Source organism: Thermincola sp. GK-1 (genome assembly GCF_059412445.1).
The window spans coordinates 25015-40560 of sequence record NZ_JBSQAT010000020.1; the positions used below are offsets into that span (position 1 = coordinate 25015).

The window sequence follows — 15546 nt, forward strand, 5'->3', positions numbered from 1 at the left end:
CATGCCTGAATTGCCTGCAAAGTTCATTGAGAAAATGAAATTGTTACTGGGTGAGGAGGAGTTTAATTTATTTTGTGAAAGTTACGGGCAGGAAGCTGCCCGGGGAATCAGGGTAAATCCGCTGAAAATTTCCCGGGACAGTCTGGTCAGCCGCGTACCCTTTTCTTTGCGCCCTGTTCCGTGGTGCAGGCTGGGATTTTATTATAGCCCCGACGACCGGCCGGGAAAACATCCTTACCATGCCGCCGGTCTTTATTATATTCAGGAGCCGAGCGCTATGGCCGTCGTCGAAATATTACAGCCCCAACCAGGGGAACGGATATTGGATTTATGCGCCGCTCCGGGCGGTAAATCTACTCATATTTACAGCTACCTGGGCCATACAGGACTGTTGGTTGCTAATGAAATTAATGCCAACCGGGTGAAAGCCCTTGCCGAAAATCTAGAACGGTGGGGGGCCAGGAACATCCTGGTCACTAATGAAACACCGGAAAAATTGGCGGAGCGTATGCCTGCCTATTTCGATAAAATTCTTGTTGACGCGCCCTGTTCCGGGGAAGGGATGTTCCGCAAGCTTCCTGAGGCTTGCCTGGATTGGTCGGAAGGGAAATCGCAGCGCTGTGCCGCCATGCAAAAAAATTTATTGGCACAGGCGGCGTCAATGCTTAAACCGGGAGGCGTTTTGGTATATTCGACCTGCACTTTTTCTCCAGAGGAAAACGAAGAACAGGTAAACAGTTTTTTACAGGCACATAATGACTTTGAAATATGCCCGGTCGAAAATGATTGGCTTGCGCCGGGGACCTTAGCAGGTACGGTGCGGATTTGGCCCCATAAAGTACAAGGGGAGGGACATTTTGTGGCCCGGCTGCGGAAAAAAGGCGATGCCGGGGCGGGCCAGATACTAAGGGCCGAACAAAAGCTATGGCCCGGCCGAAAGTCAGGGGTCGACAAAATCAACGAGGTTTCACCGGAAGTACAAAAGTTATTTGCGACTTTTTGCCGGGAGACCTTAAATATTGTGCCGGAAGGTCCTTATCTTATGTTTGGCGACCAGTTATATGCTGTATTTGACCGGTTGCCGGAGCTGAGCCGACTAAAAATAAGCCGTGCCGGCTGGCACTTGGGGACGGTAAAAAGAGGAAGATTCGAGCCATCTCATGCGTTGGCTTTGGGCCTGCATGCCGGTGAATGGAAACGTACCGTTAACTTAAGGGCGGACAACGAAGATGTCTACCGTTACCTAAAAGGAGAATCCCTCATAATACAGGGGGGAGAGCAGGGATGGGCGATAGTGACTGTTGATGGGTTTCCGCTGGGATGGGGTAAATTAGTCAACGGCCTGCTAAAAAATCATTACCCCAAAGGTTTGAGATGGGGGTCTGTATTAGGTCGCAATTAATTCACTAACATAACAAAAAAATGTATCCGTCTATTTAGCAGATTCATATTATAAGATGAAACTTGAGTACTGAAAGGAGTAATCAGCATGTGCGGATACAGTCATTACCCCGGAGTAACTTATCCCTTTTATCCACCTATAGGTGGCTGTCCAATGCCATACTATGGATATATGCCCGGTTATATGCCCGGTATGTATCCGGGAATGCCCGGTTATATGCCTGGCTGGCATCCGGACATCTATTCTGCTGAAGCAGCCACAGATACTGAAATACAAGCTGGCGCCAACCCGGAAAATTACGCCGAACCCAATATTTCGGCACAACTGTTTTGGCCTTGGCGTTTCAGGTTTTTCTTCCCATTCTTCTTCCCGTTTTTCTGGTTTTGGTGGTAAAAATGAACTGGCGCTCCCTTGGGAGCGCCTTAATTTACATGCCGCCGAAACCGCCGGACATCATCTGGTCAATAGCCCGGTAATTTTCGATGGTCAGGTTGGTTTCCCAGTGCCCTGTAAGTTTGGCCCAAAGAATAATGCCGAAGAAGAGGCTTAAAAACCCAAGTGAAAATACCAGCGGGCTGATGGGTAATAAACCGAACAATTTAAACTGCAAAGTTCCTTTTTGTGGACAGGCCGATACACAGGAGGTGCAGCCCGTACATTCAGTGGATGCCACCAGGCGCTTTTTCCCCTGTACATCTACCCTGTTTGGGCATACACGGTTACAGGCGCCGCAGTTATGGCAAGTATCATGGTTAATAGTTAAAAATATGGGGCTGAGGAAGCCGAGAACACCGAGCAGGGCTCCATAAGGACACAAGTACCGGCACCAGAAAGATTTAATCAGCACGGAGAGAACAGCGAGAACCAGAATTATGCTCAGGGCTTTGACGCCCAAATTCATGAACATATCAAACATTTTTATATCGGAAACAGCATAATAAGGTATTTTCATGAAAGCTACGGCTTCATCGGTGGGAATCAGGAGTATCATTTTCACGACATAAAAGAATAACAGGTATTTGATACCAAGCAATAAGCGGTCAAGCCACTTTGGAACGTTTAAATTACGGCCAATCAGTTTACGGCCCAGTTGCCCCAAAGTTTCAGACAAGGTACCTATAGGACAAATCCAGGAGCAGAGAGCCCGCCTGAAAACCCATGCTGTGATAAGTGTAGCAATAAAAATCATTAGTCCGGCTGGGTGTATGGGGTCAATTTCTTTCAGGGCAAATAGAGCTTTAAAAGCTAAAACTGCTGCTATAGGCAAAAATCCTTCGGCCACGGGGGGGCGATGGGGGGCCGGCCCCAGGCCGCTGCCTCTGATATACTCAACAAAGTGGTAAAATTCCCAGGCTGCATAAAGCATGATGAAGGCTACGGCAAACTGAACTGCTTTACGCAATGTAAGTTGACGGTATAATTTTGCCGCCAGCGGATACCTGCTTAGATTTTGTTCCAAATTCAAACGCATATACATTACCCCTTTTTGTTTAATATACCGTGCAAAAGCAGGTCAAGTTTGAGCCGGATATTATTGGTGAGATCATTACCTTGATTGGCTCCGGTCAGAGATGACCATAAAACACCGTGAATCAGCTCGAGGATTATTTCGGGAGGGATATCATTTTTGAATTCACCTGAACTTTGTCCCTCCCGGATCACTTTCAGGAGAATTTCCCTGAAGACCATTCCGTGTCCGACCGGGGCCTGTAAAGTGGGATTCGATTTTTGCAATTGAAGAAAAAAATATGTTAAATAGGAATTCTTTTGGAATGTTTCGCTGACAAGAATCAGAATTTCGGCCAGTTTTGATGAAGCCGGTACGGGTTGGGTTGCTGTTTTTTCAATAGCTGTCCTGGCATCAGCTATTTTTTCATGAATATATTGTTCCAACACATCTTCCTTTGACCGAAAATAGTTATAAAAGGTCCCGGTCCCCAAATCGGCTGCTTCCATAATTTCTGCTATGGATGTTTCTTTTAGCCCATTGTCCACAAAAAGTTGCAGAGCTGCGTCCATAATTTTTTGCCTGGCCAGCATTTTTTTCTTTTCCCGCCGGTTAGGTCTTGCGGCCATTCTTTTCACCCCTTTCTTCCCGGGAACGTTTTTTGAGGGCATAAAAAAGTTATTAATAATGAATGCAATCCATAAATGAATAATGTTCATTTTTATATTAATAAATTTGATCCCACGCGTCAATAGCGAGATATTAATATATTTAACTTTTGCCATTAAAAAACCCTTTCCGTTTTGGTTGGAAAGGGCTAGTTTGTTTTAAGCGGGTTTGGGGCTTAAAAATTATTAAAATAAATGCGTTTTTGTAATTTTCTGATAATTTTTTAAGCGAGGAACATACAAAACCTTTAGCACCGGGGGTGCCTACCTACATGGGGTATATTTGCGAAGCACTACGGCGATGGGCTTTGTCGAAAATTAAGGGTTTACGGGAAAATGTTTCCTGTGCTATAATGTTAACGGTAATCGTACAATACAATAAAATAATCAACTGCGACTGCGTGCGAAACGAGTCTTTTTTTATCAAAAAAGGTACCGGCAGTGAGAAAGGAGCGCCTGATGAAGTCGATAACTGACAAAGCCAGGTCGATTTTTGGGAGCTTGGCAGCCAAGAATGGAACCTTTTTTTCATCGCTAATTAAAACCGATTTAAAGTTTACTTCGCTATTTAAATCTTCCCGAAAAAAATTACGTTTGCAGAAAACCAAGGAATATTTTAGTAAACACAGTCAAAGAAAACAACATATTATGGCACCGAGACAAACAGTTTTAGCCAAAAAAAGTCCTTCCGTAAGATTTCCTTTCCGGTCTTTTCTGAAAGAAAAAATTTCCCTGTTTACCGCGGTAAAGTTTTTGAGAAAAACCTGCAGTAATACTTTAACAAATATTTGGAGCCGGATAAATTTGGGCGGTTCAAATGGTAAGTGGAAAAAGGCAGTAGTAGTTTTGACCACAGTTTTGTGTTTGGCCGTTATTACCGGTGTATCCGTAGCTTACTCTACTGAAAAGGCGGTGGCAGTAAAGGTAGATGGAAAACAGGTAGCCTTGGTTTCGGATAAGAGGGCAGCCCAAAAAGTACTGGAGCAACTGAAGAAAGAAAAGGCCCACCAGTGGAAGCAAAAGTTAATTATAAAAGAAAAAGTAAACTTTGTTGATACGGAAGCAAAAAGATACCTGATTGCCGATATAGGTGCGTTAAAACCAATACTGGATAAAAAACTGACCTTTGTCGGGGTGGCGACAGGTTTAAAAGTAAATGGGAAAACGGTGGCTATTCTGGCAAGCCGGGCAGAGGCAAATAAAGTCCTCGATACCATTAAGAAAAGATTTACTGCCAATATAAATAATATGCAAACTTTATCCGTAGGATTCCGGGAAAAAGTAGAAATTTCCGAAATTCCTGCTTCGCTGGCAGATGTAGTTACCGTGGACCAGGCAGTGGAAAAACTTATGCATGGTAAAGAAAAGGCCAGGGTACACATAGTGCAAAGCGGCGACTCATTATGGACCATTGCTCGTAAATATGATACCCATGTGGCTGATTTGAAGGCTGCTAACCCGGAAATTAAGGGCGAAAGGCTTGATTTGGGCCAGGAAATAAAACTTGTTAAGGAAGAACCTCTGTTAACCGTTGTAGTAGAGGCGAAAGCTACTGTTAAAGAGACTATCCCCTATAACGTGAAAGTAATAGCCGATAAAAGTATGTGGAAAGGAAGACAAAAAATTAACCAAAAAGGGGAAAACGGTAGCCGCGAAGTTACTTACAAGCTGGTTTTGGCTAATGGAACCGTGGAGAACCGTACCGTATTAAACCAAAAAGTTATTAAACCGGCCAAAGACCAAATAGTTGTAAGAGGAGCCAGGCTGGTTGTGGCGAGCAGGGGCGGCAGCGGTCGTTTGGCATGGCCTACCGGCGGCCGCATTACTTCCCCCTTCGGAAGCAGGTGGGGGAGCATGCATACAGGGTTGGATATTGACGGTTATACAGGACAGCCGGTAGGTGCGGCAGAAGACGGAAGGGTGGTTTCGACAGGTTGGGACGGCGCTTACGGCAAACAGGTTACCATTGATCATGGCAATGGGCTAAGAACAAAATATGCTCACCTTTCTAAAATAGAGGTTTCTCCGGGCGAGTATGTGTCCCGCGGACAATTAATTGGTGAAGTCGGTTCCACGGGTAGAAGCACAGGATCTCACCTGCACTTCGAGGTAATGGTGGGCGGCAGTTTCCGTAATCCTTTACCTTACCTGAAGTAGAGAGAACAATTAAGGAAAATGCTGATAATGGGGAAGCTTAAAAAATAAGCTTCCTCTTATTATCTTTTGGACATGCCCGAATATACCTAAAGGTTGGTAAGTTTGGCTTAGATTATACCTTTTTTTAGACCAAGGGCTGTGTTATAATAAGTTGCGTGTAAGAAATGAGAAAAAATTTAGGGGAGGTTATTTATATATGGCTTTTATGAATAAGAAAAGGCCTAACAAAATTGTCCTTTATGTTTTGGTCGCCATGATTTCCATAGGCTTGTTGGGGTCTGTATCTATTGGTTTTTGGGCTTTTAGTTCCGGCTCTTATTCGAGTGGTACTGCCGTTGCCAATAATGGCAGTAGCGAGGCTAAGGGTAACGCTTATTTTTCCCAAGCCATGGATAAACTGCTGACAAAGAATGATGTGGAAGGCGCCCAAAAACTTTTTAAAGATGCTATTGTCGAATATGAAAAAGCCCTGAAAGAGACTCCCCAAAATAAACTGGTTTTAGGGGACCTGGCCACAGCTTATTTTTATACCGGTAACACGGACAAGGCTATTGAATTAGTAAGGCAGGCCTTGAAAATAGACCCTAATTTTACACAGGCCCGTTTTAATTATGCTATTTATCTTGGAGACGGCAAGAAACAGTATATGGATGCCATCAAAGAGCTACAGAAAATAAAAACCGGTGACCCAAGGTACCAGGATGCGCAAAACCTGATCAAGCAGTACTTTGAGGCTATATCCGGCCCCAAAAATAAATAGGCGCAACGATAGTCTTATGAGGGTCAAATGGTATTTCCCCAAGGAAACATTTGGCCCCTTTTTTGGCTTTATGGCGATTATTTCCGGTAGGTACCCTGCCGGCAAAATTGTATAATTTGTATTAGAGGAGAATTTGGGTTTATAAACATTATTGATTTGTTGTTTGTTTTTGGAGAGAACTTGCCAGAGAGGGGGGAGGGCTAGTGAGTTTCCTCGATGCAACCTTTCTTGGTACCAATTTTCTGTTAAAAAAGACGGTACAGTTGGTGTTGGCCCTCTTTATTTTGTTTGTTATAGTGTCCGTGCGGGCTCCCATGCTGTCGAAAACCTATATTTACAGCATATTCAGGGAGCTCAGCAAAGCTCAGATGATGTGGAAAACCCGTTCCTGGAACCAAAATGAGGGAGAGCATTTTATTGTCAGGTATCAAAGTGCCGACCGGGATATAGCCCGGTTGGTTTTGGATGCTGCCGAAAATGCATATATTCCTATCAGAAGGGATTTTGCCTATGCCCCAAAGGATAAAGTGCTTATCGTTGTATACCCGACCAGGGAATCCTTAAGCAAAAGTTTTGGCTGGGATGCTGATGAAAGCGCCATGGGTGTTTATTGGGCAGGCGTAATCAGAGTGCTGTCGCCCAAGCAATGGATTGAAGCGGATACCCCTGAAGACATGAAGGCCGTTTTTGAAACAAGGGGTCCGATGGCGCACGAATTCACTCATTTGGTAGTTGATTACATTACCAGGGGAAATTATCCGCGCTGGCTTACGGAAGGGATAGCTTTATATCAGGAATTTAAAATTGTTGGGGATGTAGAGGAAGAATACAGGCAGCCTATCTCAGGGAAAGAGTTGTATCCGTTAAATGTGATGGACAGACAATTTGATGTTTTAGCCGACCAGTCCTTGGCATACCGCCAATCCTATGAAGCGGTCCGTTATATTGTAGAAAAACACGGTGAGAGTAAGCTGTGGGAAATATTAGTCAGGCTCTCCATGGGAGAAACCATCAATCAAAGCTTTGAACATGCTTTGGATATGAACCTCGATGAATTTCAAAGTGAATTTGCAGACTGGTTAAAGTCGAATTAAGCCTAAAATCCACTCTTGGATTTTGGGCTTTTTTGGTCTAATTTGTTAACTTCTGGGCAGACTATTATTACCATCTTTGAAGGAGGGGGTTTTTGATGACGAAAGACGAGCAAATCAAAAATGATATAGTGGACCAATTGGAAGCTGCGGGATTGTCTAAGACGGCAGATATTAATATTGATGTTGCCAATGGCGCCGTAACGCTGCATGGAGTGGTTGATGTTCTGGCTGAAAAATGGATGGCCGGAGAATTAGCCCGCAAGGTTTCCGGAGTAACGGGAGTAGACAACAGCTTAACTGTCGCCATGGACAGGCCGGTGACTGATGCCCAGATTTATACGGCCGTCGAGGAACGCTTTAGGAGGCATCCCATGCTTGACCTGCATGACATAGAAATAGGTGTTCATGATGGTGTCGTGTACCTGGAAGGTAATGTTGCGTCTCTGGCGCAAGCCAATAGTGCACTGGAATCGGCGGCAAAAGTTTACGGTGTAAAAAACGTGGTAAACCATTTGAAAATCGGCGCCACTGATTTAGTGAGAGATGAAGCTACATTGGTCAATAATATTGAAACAGCGTTAGCGCACAATACTGTAGTTAACCCGGGGACAATCCGGTTGGAAACAGAGAACAACAAAGTAAGGCTTTCCGGTTATGTAAAAAACCCCGGACAGGCTGAGGCAGTTGAACGGATAGTATCCCAGGTGCCCGGAGTCGGGGAAATTGAAAATAACCTCACTTGTGATGAAATACAGTAAAAATGTTGCCAGCAAAAATACCGCGGTAATCCGAACAGTTCTATACCGGGAAGGTTTAGAACTGTCTTTATGTTGGAAGACCGGCAGGAATATTTACATTTATCGAGAATATACATAAGGTATGACTGTGGACAATCTGAGGAGGTCAAAAACGGAGTGGATAGCTTAATAATTTCGGGAGGGACACCGCTTGTTGGCGAGGTAAAAATAGCAGGGGCCAAGAATGCAGCTCTTGCTATTATTGCTGCTGCCCTATTAACTGATGAACCTGTTATTATCGACAATGTTCCCAACATCAGTGATGTAAATGTAATGCTGGACATCGTTAAGAATCTGGGTGTGGAAGCCGACTGGTGCGAAAAGAATACGATCCGTATTCATGTCCCCGGTGATATTGGGTACCAGACTCCATACGAATTAGTAAAGAAGTTACGGGCTTCTAATTTACTGTTGGGCCCCTTACTGGCCAGGCAGGGGAGAGTGGAGATTTCTTTGCCCGGAGGGTGTAATATCGGTAGCCGGCCTATGGACCTGCATTTCAAGGGATTGGCCGGCATGGGTGCCGAGATTGAACTTGAGCACGGCGTAATAAAAGGCAAATGCGACCGTTTAGAGGGTGCCAAAATTTACCTTGATTTCCCTAGCGTGGGTGCCACGGAAAACATAATGATGGCGGCTGTTTTGGCAAAAGGCCAGACGGTCATTGAAAATGTGGCCAAGGAACCGGAAATTGTCGACTTGGCCAATTTCCTTAATTCCCTGGGCGCCAAGGTGCGAGGAGCAGGAACTGACGTTATTCGTATCGACGGGGTGGAACGGCTGCGAGGCGGTCGTTATTCCGTCATTCCGGACCGCATAGAGGCAGGTACCTTTATGGTTGCTGCGGTGGCTACTGACGGCGACCTTCTTATCGATGGTGTGATTACCACCCATATCGAGCCCCTGATTGCAAAATTGAGGGAAGCAGGGGCAGAAATCAGGGAGGAAGACGAAAAGGTACGAGTGCGCCGTCGGAGCAAACTGCGGCCCATAGACATTAAAACCTTACCCTATCCGGGGTTCCCCACGGACATGCAGTCGCAGGTGATGGCTATGCTTACCACCGTAAAAGGCACCAGTGTAATTGTGGAAAATATCTTTGAAAACCGGCTGCAGGTTGCCGATGAATTCAAACGCATGGGCGCCAAAATAAAGGTAGAAGGCCGTACTGCTATTATTCAGGGGGTTGAAAAACTGCAGGGAGCCAAAGTTAAAGCTTCCGACCTCAGGGCGGGGGCGGCATTGATAATTGCCGGTTTGATGGCGGAAGGAGAAACAGAAATTTGCAATACCCATTATATAGAAAGAGGCTACGAAGGGATTTATGACAAATTAAATGCACTGGGAGTGAAAACTGCTATAAAATATTAAAGTTTATAAACATTTTATAACGCCCTGGCAGGAAAAAAGAGGATAAAGGCAGAACTATAATTTTATCAATTTTTGTCTAAGGAAGTGGGATAATGTCTAAAGGACCAAGCTTCAGGATTAAGCCGATGGTGCGTTTAGGCCTTATTTTTGTGGCTATTACGGGCGGAGGCACCTTGGTTTGGACTCTTTTTTTGATGCACTATTTTGGGGCCACTCCTGAACAGACAAAACAACTGGTAACAGGCGTTATGCCCGTTGGGGTAATTTCCGGCCTTCTTATCCTCTATATGGTGACCAGGATTTTAAAAAGCATATTCCAGGTATTTCTTCAGGCCACTAACAGAGTGGCGGAAGGAGACCTTACCGGAGAAATATATTTTCCTACCAAAGATGTTTTTGGGCGAATGGCCACCGCTTTCAACAAGATGGTTAAGGACATAAGGGATACTGTTCAGCAGAGCGCGTCAACGGCCAATAATGTGGCTTGCGAGTCTCAGCAGGTATATGATGCCACTCAGGAAGCAACCGCTGCTCTGCAGCAAATTTCTGCTGCCATACAGCAAATAATGGGTGGTACGCAAGGGCAAGCATATCAGTTAAATGAAACATTGCAGGTCATGCGGGATTTATCGGCTGCCGTACAACAGATTGCCGCAAGTTCCCAAAATGCTCACGGCGCTTCCCAAAACGCCTCCCGGTTGGCCATTAAGGGCGCTAATGAAGTTGAACGGGCTGTGCTAAAAATGAACAGTATTTCTGAAACCGTGAAGAGATCGGCCCAGGTGGTAAAAACCCTTAATGAAAGGTCCGAACAGATTGGCGAGATAGTCAACGTGATTACCAGTATTGCCGATCAAACTAACCTACTGGCTTTGAATGCCGCTATTGAGGCGGCTAGGGCAGGAGAACACGGCCGGGGTTTTGCCGTGGTTGCAGATGAAGTGAGAAAATTGGCCGAGGGTTCCGGTAAAGCTGCTCAGCAGATTGGCGACCTGATTAAGGAGATCCAGTCAGAAACAAGCATGGCGGTTAATGCCATGGTTGTTGGTTCTAAAGAAGTTGAAGAGGGAGTAGTTATAGCATCTGACGCTCAACAGGCTCTCAAGGAAATTGTTGAGACGGTGGAAAATACAGTTGATATAGTTCAGGAAATTTCGACGGCGGCCCAACAGCAATCAGCAGGCATCACGCAGGTTGTTCAGGCCATAGATAAAATCAATAATATTGCCCAGCAAGTGTCATCGGCGGTTCAACAGGTTTCCGCGGCCGCTCAGCAGCAGATGAATACCAATGAACAGGTAACATTGAATGCCCAGCGGCTGGCTGAAGCGGCTGAGGAGCTGAGGAAAAAGATAACCAAATTCAAAGTCTAGTCCGATTACATAAAATACAGTCGGAAGTTGTGAGGCCATGGTATAATAACTATGGTCTTGATTTTTTAGAGAATGTTCATCATCAGGGCCGGTATTGCTGCTTGCAATATTTTATCCAATTGTGTTAAATTAAGGAAGTGAAATATATTTGGTGGCTACAGAAATACTGGAAATAGATGTGGGTGGCCGGTTTTTTAAGGTTAGGGCCGTGAAAGACATAGATTCTCTTTTGAATCTGGTCAAAACCAACGATGATGTTCCGTTTTGGGCGGTTTTATGGCCTGCCGCCATCGGTATGGCCCGGTTTTTATGGCAAGGGCCGGACCTCACAGGGCAAAAAATCCTGGAACTGGGAGCGGGGTTAGGATTGGCCGGCATAGTTGCTGCCGCTAAAAACGGGGTTGTGTATCAGACGGATTTATTTCCGGAAGCCCTTGATTTTTGCGCTTTTAATGCGAAACTGAACAAAGTAGGGAACATAAAAAGGATTCAGGCCGATTGGCGTAGTTTTGAGATAACAGAGGATTTCGATATTATACTTGGTTCTGATATACTTTACGAACCGACATTATATCCTTATCTAAAGAGTATTTTTTACAGGCTGTTAAAGCCGGGCGGAAGGATAATCCTTTCTGACCCGGGCCGTAAAGACGCCCAGGAGTTTATCTACGGGTTGGGGCAGGAAGAATTCGGTGTAGCAGAATGTCGGTTTAATGTGGAAGACAGCGGGCTGCATTACCGGGTTACTGTTTATACACTGAAGTTAGGCTGATCGTAAATTTAAATGCGGAACAGTAGGGAAAGGGGCCCTCATGAAGGTTTGTACTTTGGCTAGTGGGAGTTCTGGAAACTCAATATTTATCAAATCTGATAATACGTCCGTGATTGTTGATGCCGGAATGAGTGGAAAGGCTTTGGAAGCAAAAATACAGGCTATGGGGGAATTATGTGAGAGTCTTTCCGCTATTTTAATAACTCATGAGCATAGCGACCATATAAAAGGTGTTGGAGTTTTGGCCCAACGTTATGATTTGCCTGTCTATGTGACGGAAAAAACCTGGCGGGCTTTGCAGTTTAGCCTGGGCAAAATACAGGAACAGCAGGTATGTTGTTTTAGGCCCGGCCATGTCCTGGAAATTGACTCTTTGAAAATCGAGACTTTTTCCACATCCCACGACGCAGCCGATCCCGTCGGATATGTTTTCTACGAGGGGGATACCAAGGCGAGTATTATAACGGATACGGGCTGCATGACCTCGGAAATCGTGAAAAAAGTCCGGGGATCTCATTATTTTATTCTGGAAGCCAACCATGACATCGATATGCTGCAAAGAGGGTCTTATCCCTGGCCTCTGAAAAAACGGATATTAGGCAACAGGGGGCACTTGTCCAATATTGTGGCGGGGCATAGTTTAGTTTCCCTTGTTTCGGGACAAACTAATTCCGTTACTCTGGCTCATTTGAGTGCGGAAAATAATAAACCTGACCTGGCTTTTACCACGGTTTCCCGCATTTTGGCAGAAAACGGCCTGACAGCGGGTGAAAATATTAACTTGTCGGTAGCTCCACGGTATGTACCGGGGCTGATATGGGACAGTTCTAATTACAGGTGACGCAGATCAACCACAATTTGTTGCTGAAACAGAAAACAATAATTAATCCAAAGCGTAAAATGATATGCTGGAGATACTATTATCAAGCTTCAGACGCGCGCCTTGATTATTTAGCATAATTATGATAAAATTATGCTAAGCAAAATGTGGAGGTGTTATTCTATGCCACAGATTAGGCCGGTATCGGATTTGCGAAATAATTTCGCAGAGATTTCAAGGGTTGTCCACGAAACCTCCGAACCTGTTTTTCTTACAAAAAATGGGTATGGAGATATGGTTGTGATGAGCTTTGAAGCTTACGAAAAGCTACAATTTGAAAGTGAAGTGTATTTCAAATTGAAGGAAGCGGAATTGCAAGCAAAACAAACCAATCAGCGTTTTTCCCATAAAGAGGTTTTCGACAGTTTGAGGCAAACTTTACAGGAAAAGGCAGACGACGGAAATGTATGAAATCATTTTCCTTCCCATAGCCAAGCAGGATATAACGGACATTATCCTGTATATATCCGACCAGTTAAATGCGCCAAAGGCGGCAATGGATCTGCTGGAGGCATTAGAGTATTCTATCTCCCTGTTGAGGGATTTTCCTTATGCACACAAGATATACCGCCCTATAAAGCCTTTGGGAGAAGATTATCGAATGTTGATTGTGAAAAATTATGCTGTTTTTTACGTTGTTCGGGAAGAGGAGAAAATAGTTGAAGTCCATCGCATAATATACGCAAAGATGGATTTGACAAAATTGTTCAAGTAAAAATACTAAAACTATAAAAAGGCAAAAATCAATAAACCTGTATTTATTAGCACTTCTTCGGAGGTGCTTTTTCTATGCCCGAAAAAGTGGGGTGATGCTTTGCGCATACCTTTTTTCTCAGGGTTATTCCCCCATCCACATGGCCAAGGAAGCAATAGGGCTTGCCTTGGCCACCGAAGAATACGGGGCGTGGTTCTTTGCCAACGGAGCCAGGCCCGGCGGTATCCTGGAACACCCCGGCGTGGTCAAGGACGGCAGGTACAGCAACAAATATGCCTTTTCAGGAAAGATTATTTGCGGTGAATGTGGTTCGCGGTTCAGAAGGATCCGCTGGGGTCAGGGGGAGAAGTACAAAAAGTATGTGTGGATTTGCAGGAACCGGGATGAAAAGGGGGAAGGCTGCAGCATGAAGGCGGAGAATGAGGAAAAGTTGAAGAAAGCCTTTGTAAGGATGTTCAACAGGCAAATAAATGATGCAGATAAGTTTATATCAAGAATGCTTGATAACATTGAAAAGGTTTTTACCGAGAAAGCCAATTCCGTTGATGTAGCTGCTATATTACTATTTTCCAGGAAATCACTTCCGAAATGGAACGGATAAAAACCCTGGAGGAAAAGGAAACGAGAATTAGGTAATTGAGTATAGAACTGGGAAATGTGTTCAACGGCACCCAGGATACCATGTTCCACGTCAAGGTAGAAAACGGTGAATTCTGCTACATCAGGAATAACGCTGCCCACCGGCAATTAACCGTTTCAGTCCGGCAGAACTGAAAGACAGAACACCTGTTGAACTGGTAGGGAAAGAAATAGGTGAAAAGGTTGAAGCCAACTATCGGCGGTGTGTGGAAGCTATTTTGTTTTCCCGCACCAGTTAAAAAACGGGGAGATCCTCTTTTCCATTGGCGACGGAGTGGTTACCACTGACCGGACAGGCAGGATAACGGCCTTAAACAGGGCGGCAAAGGAAATAACGGCTGGAGTGAAGAAGAAGCAAAAGGCAGTCCCTTTGCCCGGGTCTTCAAGCTGGTCAGTAAAGAAACGGGCCAAAATGTGGAAGACCCTGTAGCCAAAGTTTTGAAAACAGGAAAAATCATTGGCCCGGGCAACCATATTGCTTTAATTACCAAAGACGGGCGTAAGATACCAATAGCCGACAGCGTTGCGCCCATAAGAGGCGAGAAAGGGCAAACCTTCGGAGTGGTCATGGTTTTCCGCGATGTTACGCAGGAGAGGGCATGAAAGAAAGAAATTCTGAACTAAAGCTACCATGATTCCCTGACCGGCCTTTATAACCGGCGCTTCATGGAGGAACAGATAAAAAAGCTGGAACAGCTCCCGGAACTGCCCCTGGCGGTGATCATGGCCGACGTTAACGAACTGAAACTGGCGAATGACGTTTTTGGCCATGAAGAGGGGGACAAGCTCTTAAAAAAAGTGGCAAAGATATTAAAGGAGAGCTGCCGGAAAGAAGACATCATTGCCCGCTGGGGTGGGGACGAATTTTTAATCCTTTTGCCCCGGACCGATGCCAGGACGGCAGAAGTGGTTGCCCAGAGGATTAAAATAAAAAGTGAAAGCAAATACTCAGGAAACCTTAAACTGAGCATAACCTCGGGGTGTACGGCAAAAGTTGCCGCAACACTATTATCAATACCCTCCTTGCCACCCTGTATGTAAAAAGTACAGAAACGGAGGAACATGCCAAGCGTTTGTATTGCACAAAACACCCCGGAACTGGTAAATGAAACCCTCCAAAAAACAGAAGCTGATATAAACAGACATATAAAAACTGTATTCGCTGTTTCTGCAGGGGCGCTGCTTATCAGTGTTATACTGGGCTTTTTTCTCAGCCGGTCTATTTCCAAACCTGTCAATTCCCTGGCGATGGCTGCAGGAGAAGTAGCCAAAGGCAATCTTACCGTAGAAGTGCCCAAAGTACAAACTAAAGATGAAATAAAAGACTTAGCCGGTTCTTTTAAGGTTATGGTCACAACTTTGAGAGATTTACTTCATGGCATTAGCAGCGCTTCCCAGACCGTTGCTGCCACCAGCGAAGAATTAGCATCCAACGCAGAAGAAGCGACCAAAGCCACCCAGCAGGTGGCCC

20 protein-coding genes and 1 pseudogene are annotated in these 15546 nt (G+C 45.0%); 19 read left to right on the forward strand and 2 right to left on the reverse strand.

Going from position 1 to position 15546, the window contains the following annotated elements:
* The first annotated feature begins 1 nt into the window (after position 1).
* Complete coding sequence (locus ACSNJE_RS14125; RefSeq protein WP_474773767.1) at positions 2-1402, forward strand: RsmB/NOP family class I SAM-dependent RNA methyltransferase; 1401 nt, start codon at positions 2-4, stop codon at positions 1400-1402.
* Between the two features lie 153 nt (positions 1403-1555).
* Positions 1556-1795: a hypothetical protein gene (locus tag ACSNJE_RS14130; RefSeq protein ID WP_495252913.1), complete on the forward strand. Its 240-nt coding sequence runs from the start codon at positions 1556-1558 to the stop codon at positions 1793-1795.
* Between the two features lie 34 nt (positions 1796-1829).
* On the opposite strand, the gene ACSNJE_RS14135 is transcribed toward ACSNJE_RS14130, so the two are convergent.
* Together ACSNJE_RS14135 and ACSNJE_RS14140 are read right to left on the reverse strand one after the other, a co-directional pair.
* Positions 1830-2873 (reverse strand): 4Fe-4S binding protein, encoded by a 1044-nt coding sequence (locus ACSNJE_RS14135; RefSeq protein ID WP_474773766.1) that lies wholly within the window; start codon positions 2871-2873, stop codon positions 1830-1832.
* A gap of 5 nt (positions 2874-2878) precedes the next feature.
* Positions 2879-3478, reverse strand: coding sequence for a TetR/AcrR family transcriptional regulator (locus ACSNJE_RS14140; protein WP_495252914.1), 600 nt, complete (start codon positions 3476-3478; stop codon positions 2879-2881).
* A 311-nt stretch (positions 3479-3789) separates the two neighbouring features.
* Here ACSNJE_RS14140 and ACSNJE_RS14145 point away from each other — a divergent pair, with 311 nt between their 5' ends.
* From ACSNJE_RS14145 to ACSNJE_RS14225, 17 genes and pseudogenes are all read left to right on the forward strand, one after another.
* The gene (locus ACSNJE_RS14145; RefSeq protein ID WP_041587631.1) at positions 3790-3993 is read left to right on the forward strand and encodes a hypothetical protein; all 204 of its coding nucleotides are present in this window, start codon (positions 3790-3792) and stop codon (positions 3991-3993) included.
* Between the two features lie 328 nt (positions 3994-4321).
* Positions 4322-5674: a peptidoglycan DD-metalloendopeptidase family protein gene (locus ACSNJE_RS14150; RefSeq protein WP_160315557.1), complete on the forward strand. Its 1353-nt coding sequence runs from the start codon at positions 4322-4324 to the stop codon at positions 5672-5674.
* Positions 5675-5870: 196 nt separating this feature from the next.
* A complete protein-coding gene (locus ACSNJE_RS14155; RefSeq protein WP_495252915.1) occupies positions 5871-6434 on the forward strand; it encodes a tetratricopeptide repeat protein in 564 nt (187 codons plus the stop codon).
* 203 nt (positions 6435-6637) lie between these two features.
* Positions 6638-7528 (forward strand): peptidase MA family metallohydrolase, encoded by an 891-nt coding sequence (locus ACSNJE_RS14160; protein WP_474773762.1) that lies wholly within the window; start codon positions 6638-6640, stop codon positions 7526-7528.
* Between the two features lie 95 nt (positions 7529-7623).
* Positions 7624-8286, forward strand: a complete 663-nt coding sequence (locus ACSNJE_RS14165) for a BON domain-containing protein (protein ID WP_052218356.1) — start codon at positions 7624-7626, stop codon at positions 8284-8286.
* 156 nt (positions 8287-8442) lie between these two features.
* The gene (murA, locus tag ACSNJE_RS14170) at positions 8443-9696 is read left to right on the forward strand and encodes a UDP-N-acetylglucosamine 1-carboxyvinyltransferase (RefSeq protein WP_495252916.1); all 1254 of its coding nucleotides are present in this window, start codon (positions 8443-8445) and stop codon (positions 9694-9696) included.
* 92 nt (positions 9697-9788) lie between these two features.
* Positions 9789-11069, forward strand: a complete 1281-nt coding sequence (locus ACSNJE_RS14175) for a methyl-accepting chemotaxis protein (protein WP_013119082.1) — start codon at positions 9789-9791, stop codon at positions 11067-11069.
* Positions 11070-11220: 151 nt separating this feature from the next.
* Positions 11221-11841, forward strand: a complete 621-nt coding sequence (locus ACSNJE_RS14180; protein WP_495252917.1) for a class I SAM-dependent methyltransferase — start codon at positions 11221-11223, stop codon at positions 11839-11841.
* A gap of 55 nt (positions 11842-11896) precedes the next feature.
* Positions 11897-12682, forward strand: coding sequence for an MBL fold metallo-hydrolase (locus tag ACSNJE_RS14185; protein WP_495252918.1), 786 nt, complete (start codon positions 11897-11899; stop codon positions 12680-12682).
* Positions 12683-12844: 162 nt separating this feature from the next.
* A complete protein-coding gene (locus ACSNJE_RS14190; protein WP_013119085.1) occupies positions 12845-13132 on the forward strand; it encodes a type II toxin-antitoxin system Phd/YefM family antitoxin in 288 nt (95 codons plus the stop codon).
* A complete protein-coding gene (locus tag ACSNJE_RS14195; protein WP_052218361.1) occupies positions 13125-13436 on the forward strand; it encodes a type II toxin-antitoxin system RelE/ParE family toxin in 312 nt (103 codons plus the stop codon). Before ACSNJE_RS14190 ends, ACSNJE_RS14195 begins: the two co-directional genes overlap by 8 nt.
* Before the next feature lie 121 nt (positions 13437-13557).
* Positions 13558-14037: pseudogene (locus tag ACSNJE_RS14200) on the forward strand (recombinase zinc ribbon domain-containing protein); the annotation flags it as partial.
* A 35-nt stretch (positions 14038-14072) separates the two neighbouring features.
* Complete coding sequence (locus ACSNJE_RS14205) at positions 14073-14210, forward strand: hypothetical protein (RefSeq protein WP_474773758.1); 138 nt, start codon at positions 14073-14075, stop codon at positions 14208-14210.
* Between the two features lie 67 nt (positions 14211-14277).
* Positions 14278-14505, forward strand: coding sequence for a hypothetical protein (locus ACSNJE_RS14210; protein WP_474773757.1), 228 nt, complete (start codon positions 14278-14280; stop codon positions 14503-14505).
* Positions 14463-14678, forward strand: a complete 216-nt coding sequence (locus ACSNJE_RS14215; RefSeq protein WP_474773811.1) for a PAS domain-containing protein — start codon at positions 14463-14465, stop codon at positions 14676-14678. The genes ACSNJE_RS14210 and ACSNJE_RS14215 overlap by 43 nt, the downstream gene beginning before the upstream one ends.
* Before the next feature lie 63 nt (positions 14679-14741).
* Positions 14742-15116 (forward strand): GGDEF domain-containing protein, encoded by a 375-nt coding sequence (locus tag ACSNJE_RS14220; RefSeq protein ID WP_495252919.1) that lies wholly within the window; start codon positions 14742-14744, stop codon positions 15114-15116.
* Between the two features lie 21 nt (positions 15117-15137).
* A partial coding sequence (locus ACSNJE_RS14225) for a HAMP domain-containing protein (protein ID WP_474773755.1) occupies positions 15138-15546 on the forward strand: 409 nt, incomplete at its 3' end.

Coding starts and splice junctions, on each gene's coding strand:
- ACSNJE_RS14175 (WP_013119082.1), top strand. CDS start 9,789: ATGTCTAAAGGACCAAGCTTCAGGATTAAGCCGATGGTGCGTTTAGGC.
- ACSNJE_RS14130 (WP_495252913.1), top strand. CDS start 1,556: ATGCCATACTATGGATATATGCCCGGTTATATGCCCGGTATGTATCCG.
- ACSNJE_RS14125 (WP_474773767.1), top strand. CDS start 2: ATGCCTGAATTGCCTGCAAAGTTCATTGAGAAAATGAAATTGTTACTG.
- ACSNJE_RS14155 (WP_495252915.1), top strand. CDS start 5,871: ATGGCTTTTATGAATAAGAAAAGGCCTAACAAAATTGTCCTTTATGTT.
- ACSNJE_RS14165 (WP_052218356.1), top strand. CDS start 7,624: ATGACGAAAGACGAGCAAATCAAAAATGATATAGTGGACCAATTGGAA.
- ACSNJE_RS14195 (WP_052218361.1), top strand. CDS start 13,125: ATGTATGAAATCATTTTCCTTCCCATAGCCAAGCAGGATATAACGGAC.
- ACSNJE_RS14135 (WP_474773766.1), bottom strand. CDS start 2,873: ATGCGTTTGAATTTGGAACAAAATCTAAGCAGGTATCCGCTGGCGGCA.
- ACSNJE_RS14140 (WP_495252914.1), bottom strand. CDS start 3,478: ATGGCCGCAAGACCTAACCGGCGGGAAAAGAAAAAAATGCTGGCCAGG.
- ACSNJE_RS14190 (WP_013119085.1), top strand. CDS start 12,845: ATGCCACAGATTAGGCCGGTATCGGATTTGCGAAATAATTTCGCAGAG.
- ACSNJE_RS14145 (WP_041587631.1), top strand. CDS start 3,790: ATGGGGTATATTTGCGAAGCACTACGGCGATGGGCTTTGTCGAAAATT.
- ACSNJE_RS14220 (WP_495252919.1), top strand. CDS start 14,742: ATGGAGGAACAGATAAAAAAGCTGGAACAGCTCCCGGAACTGCCCCTG.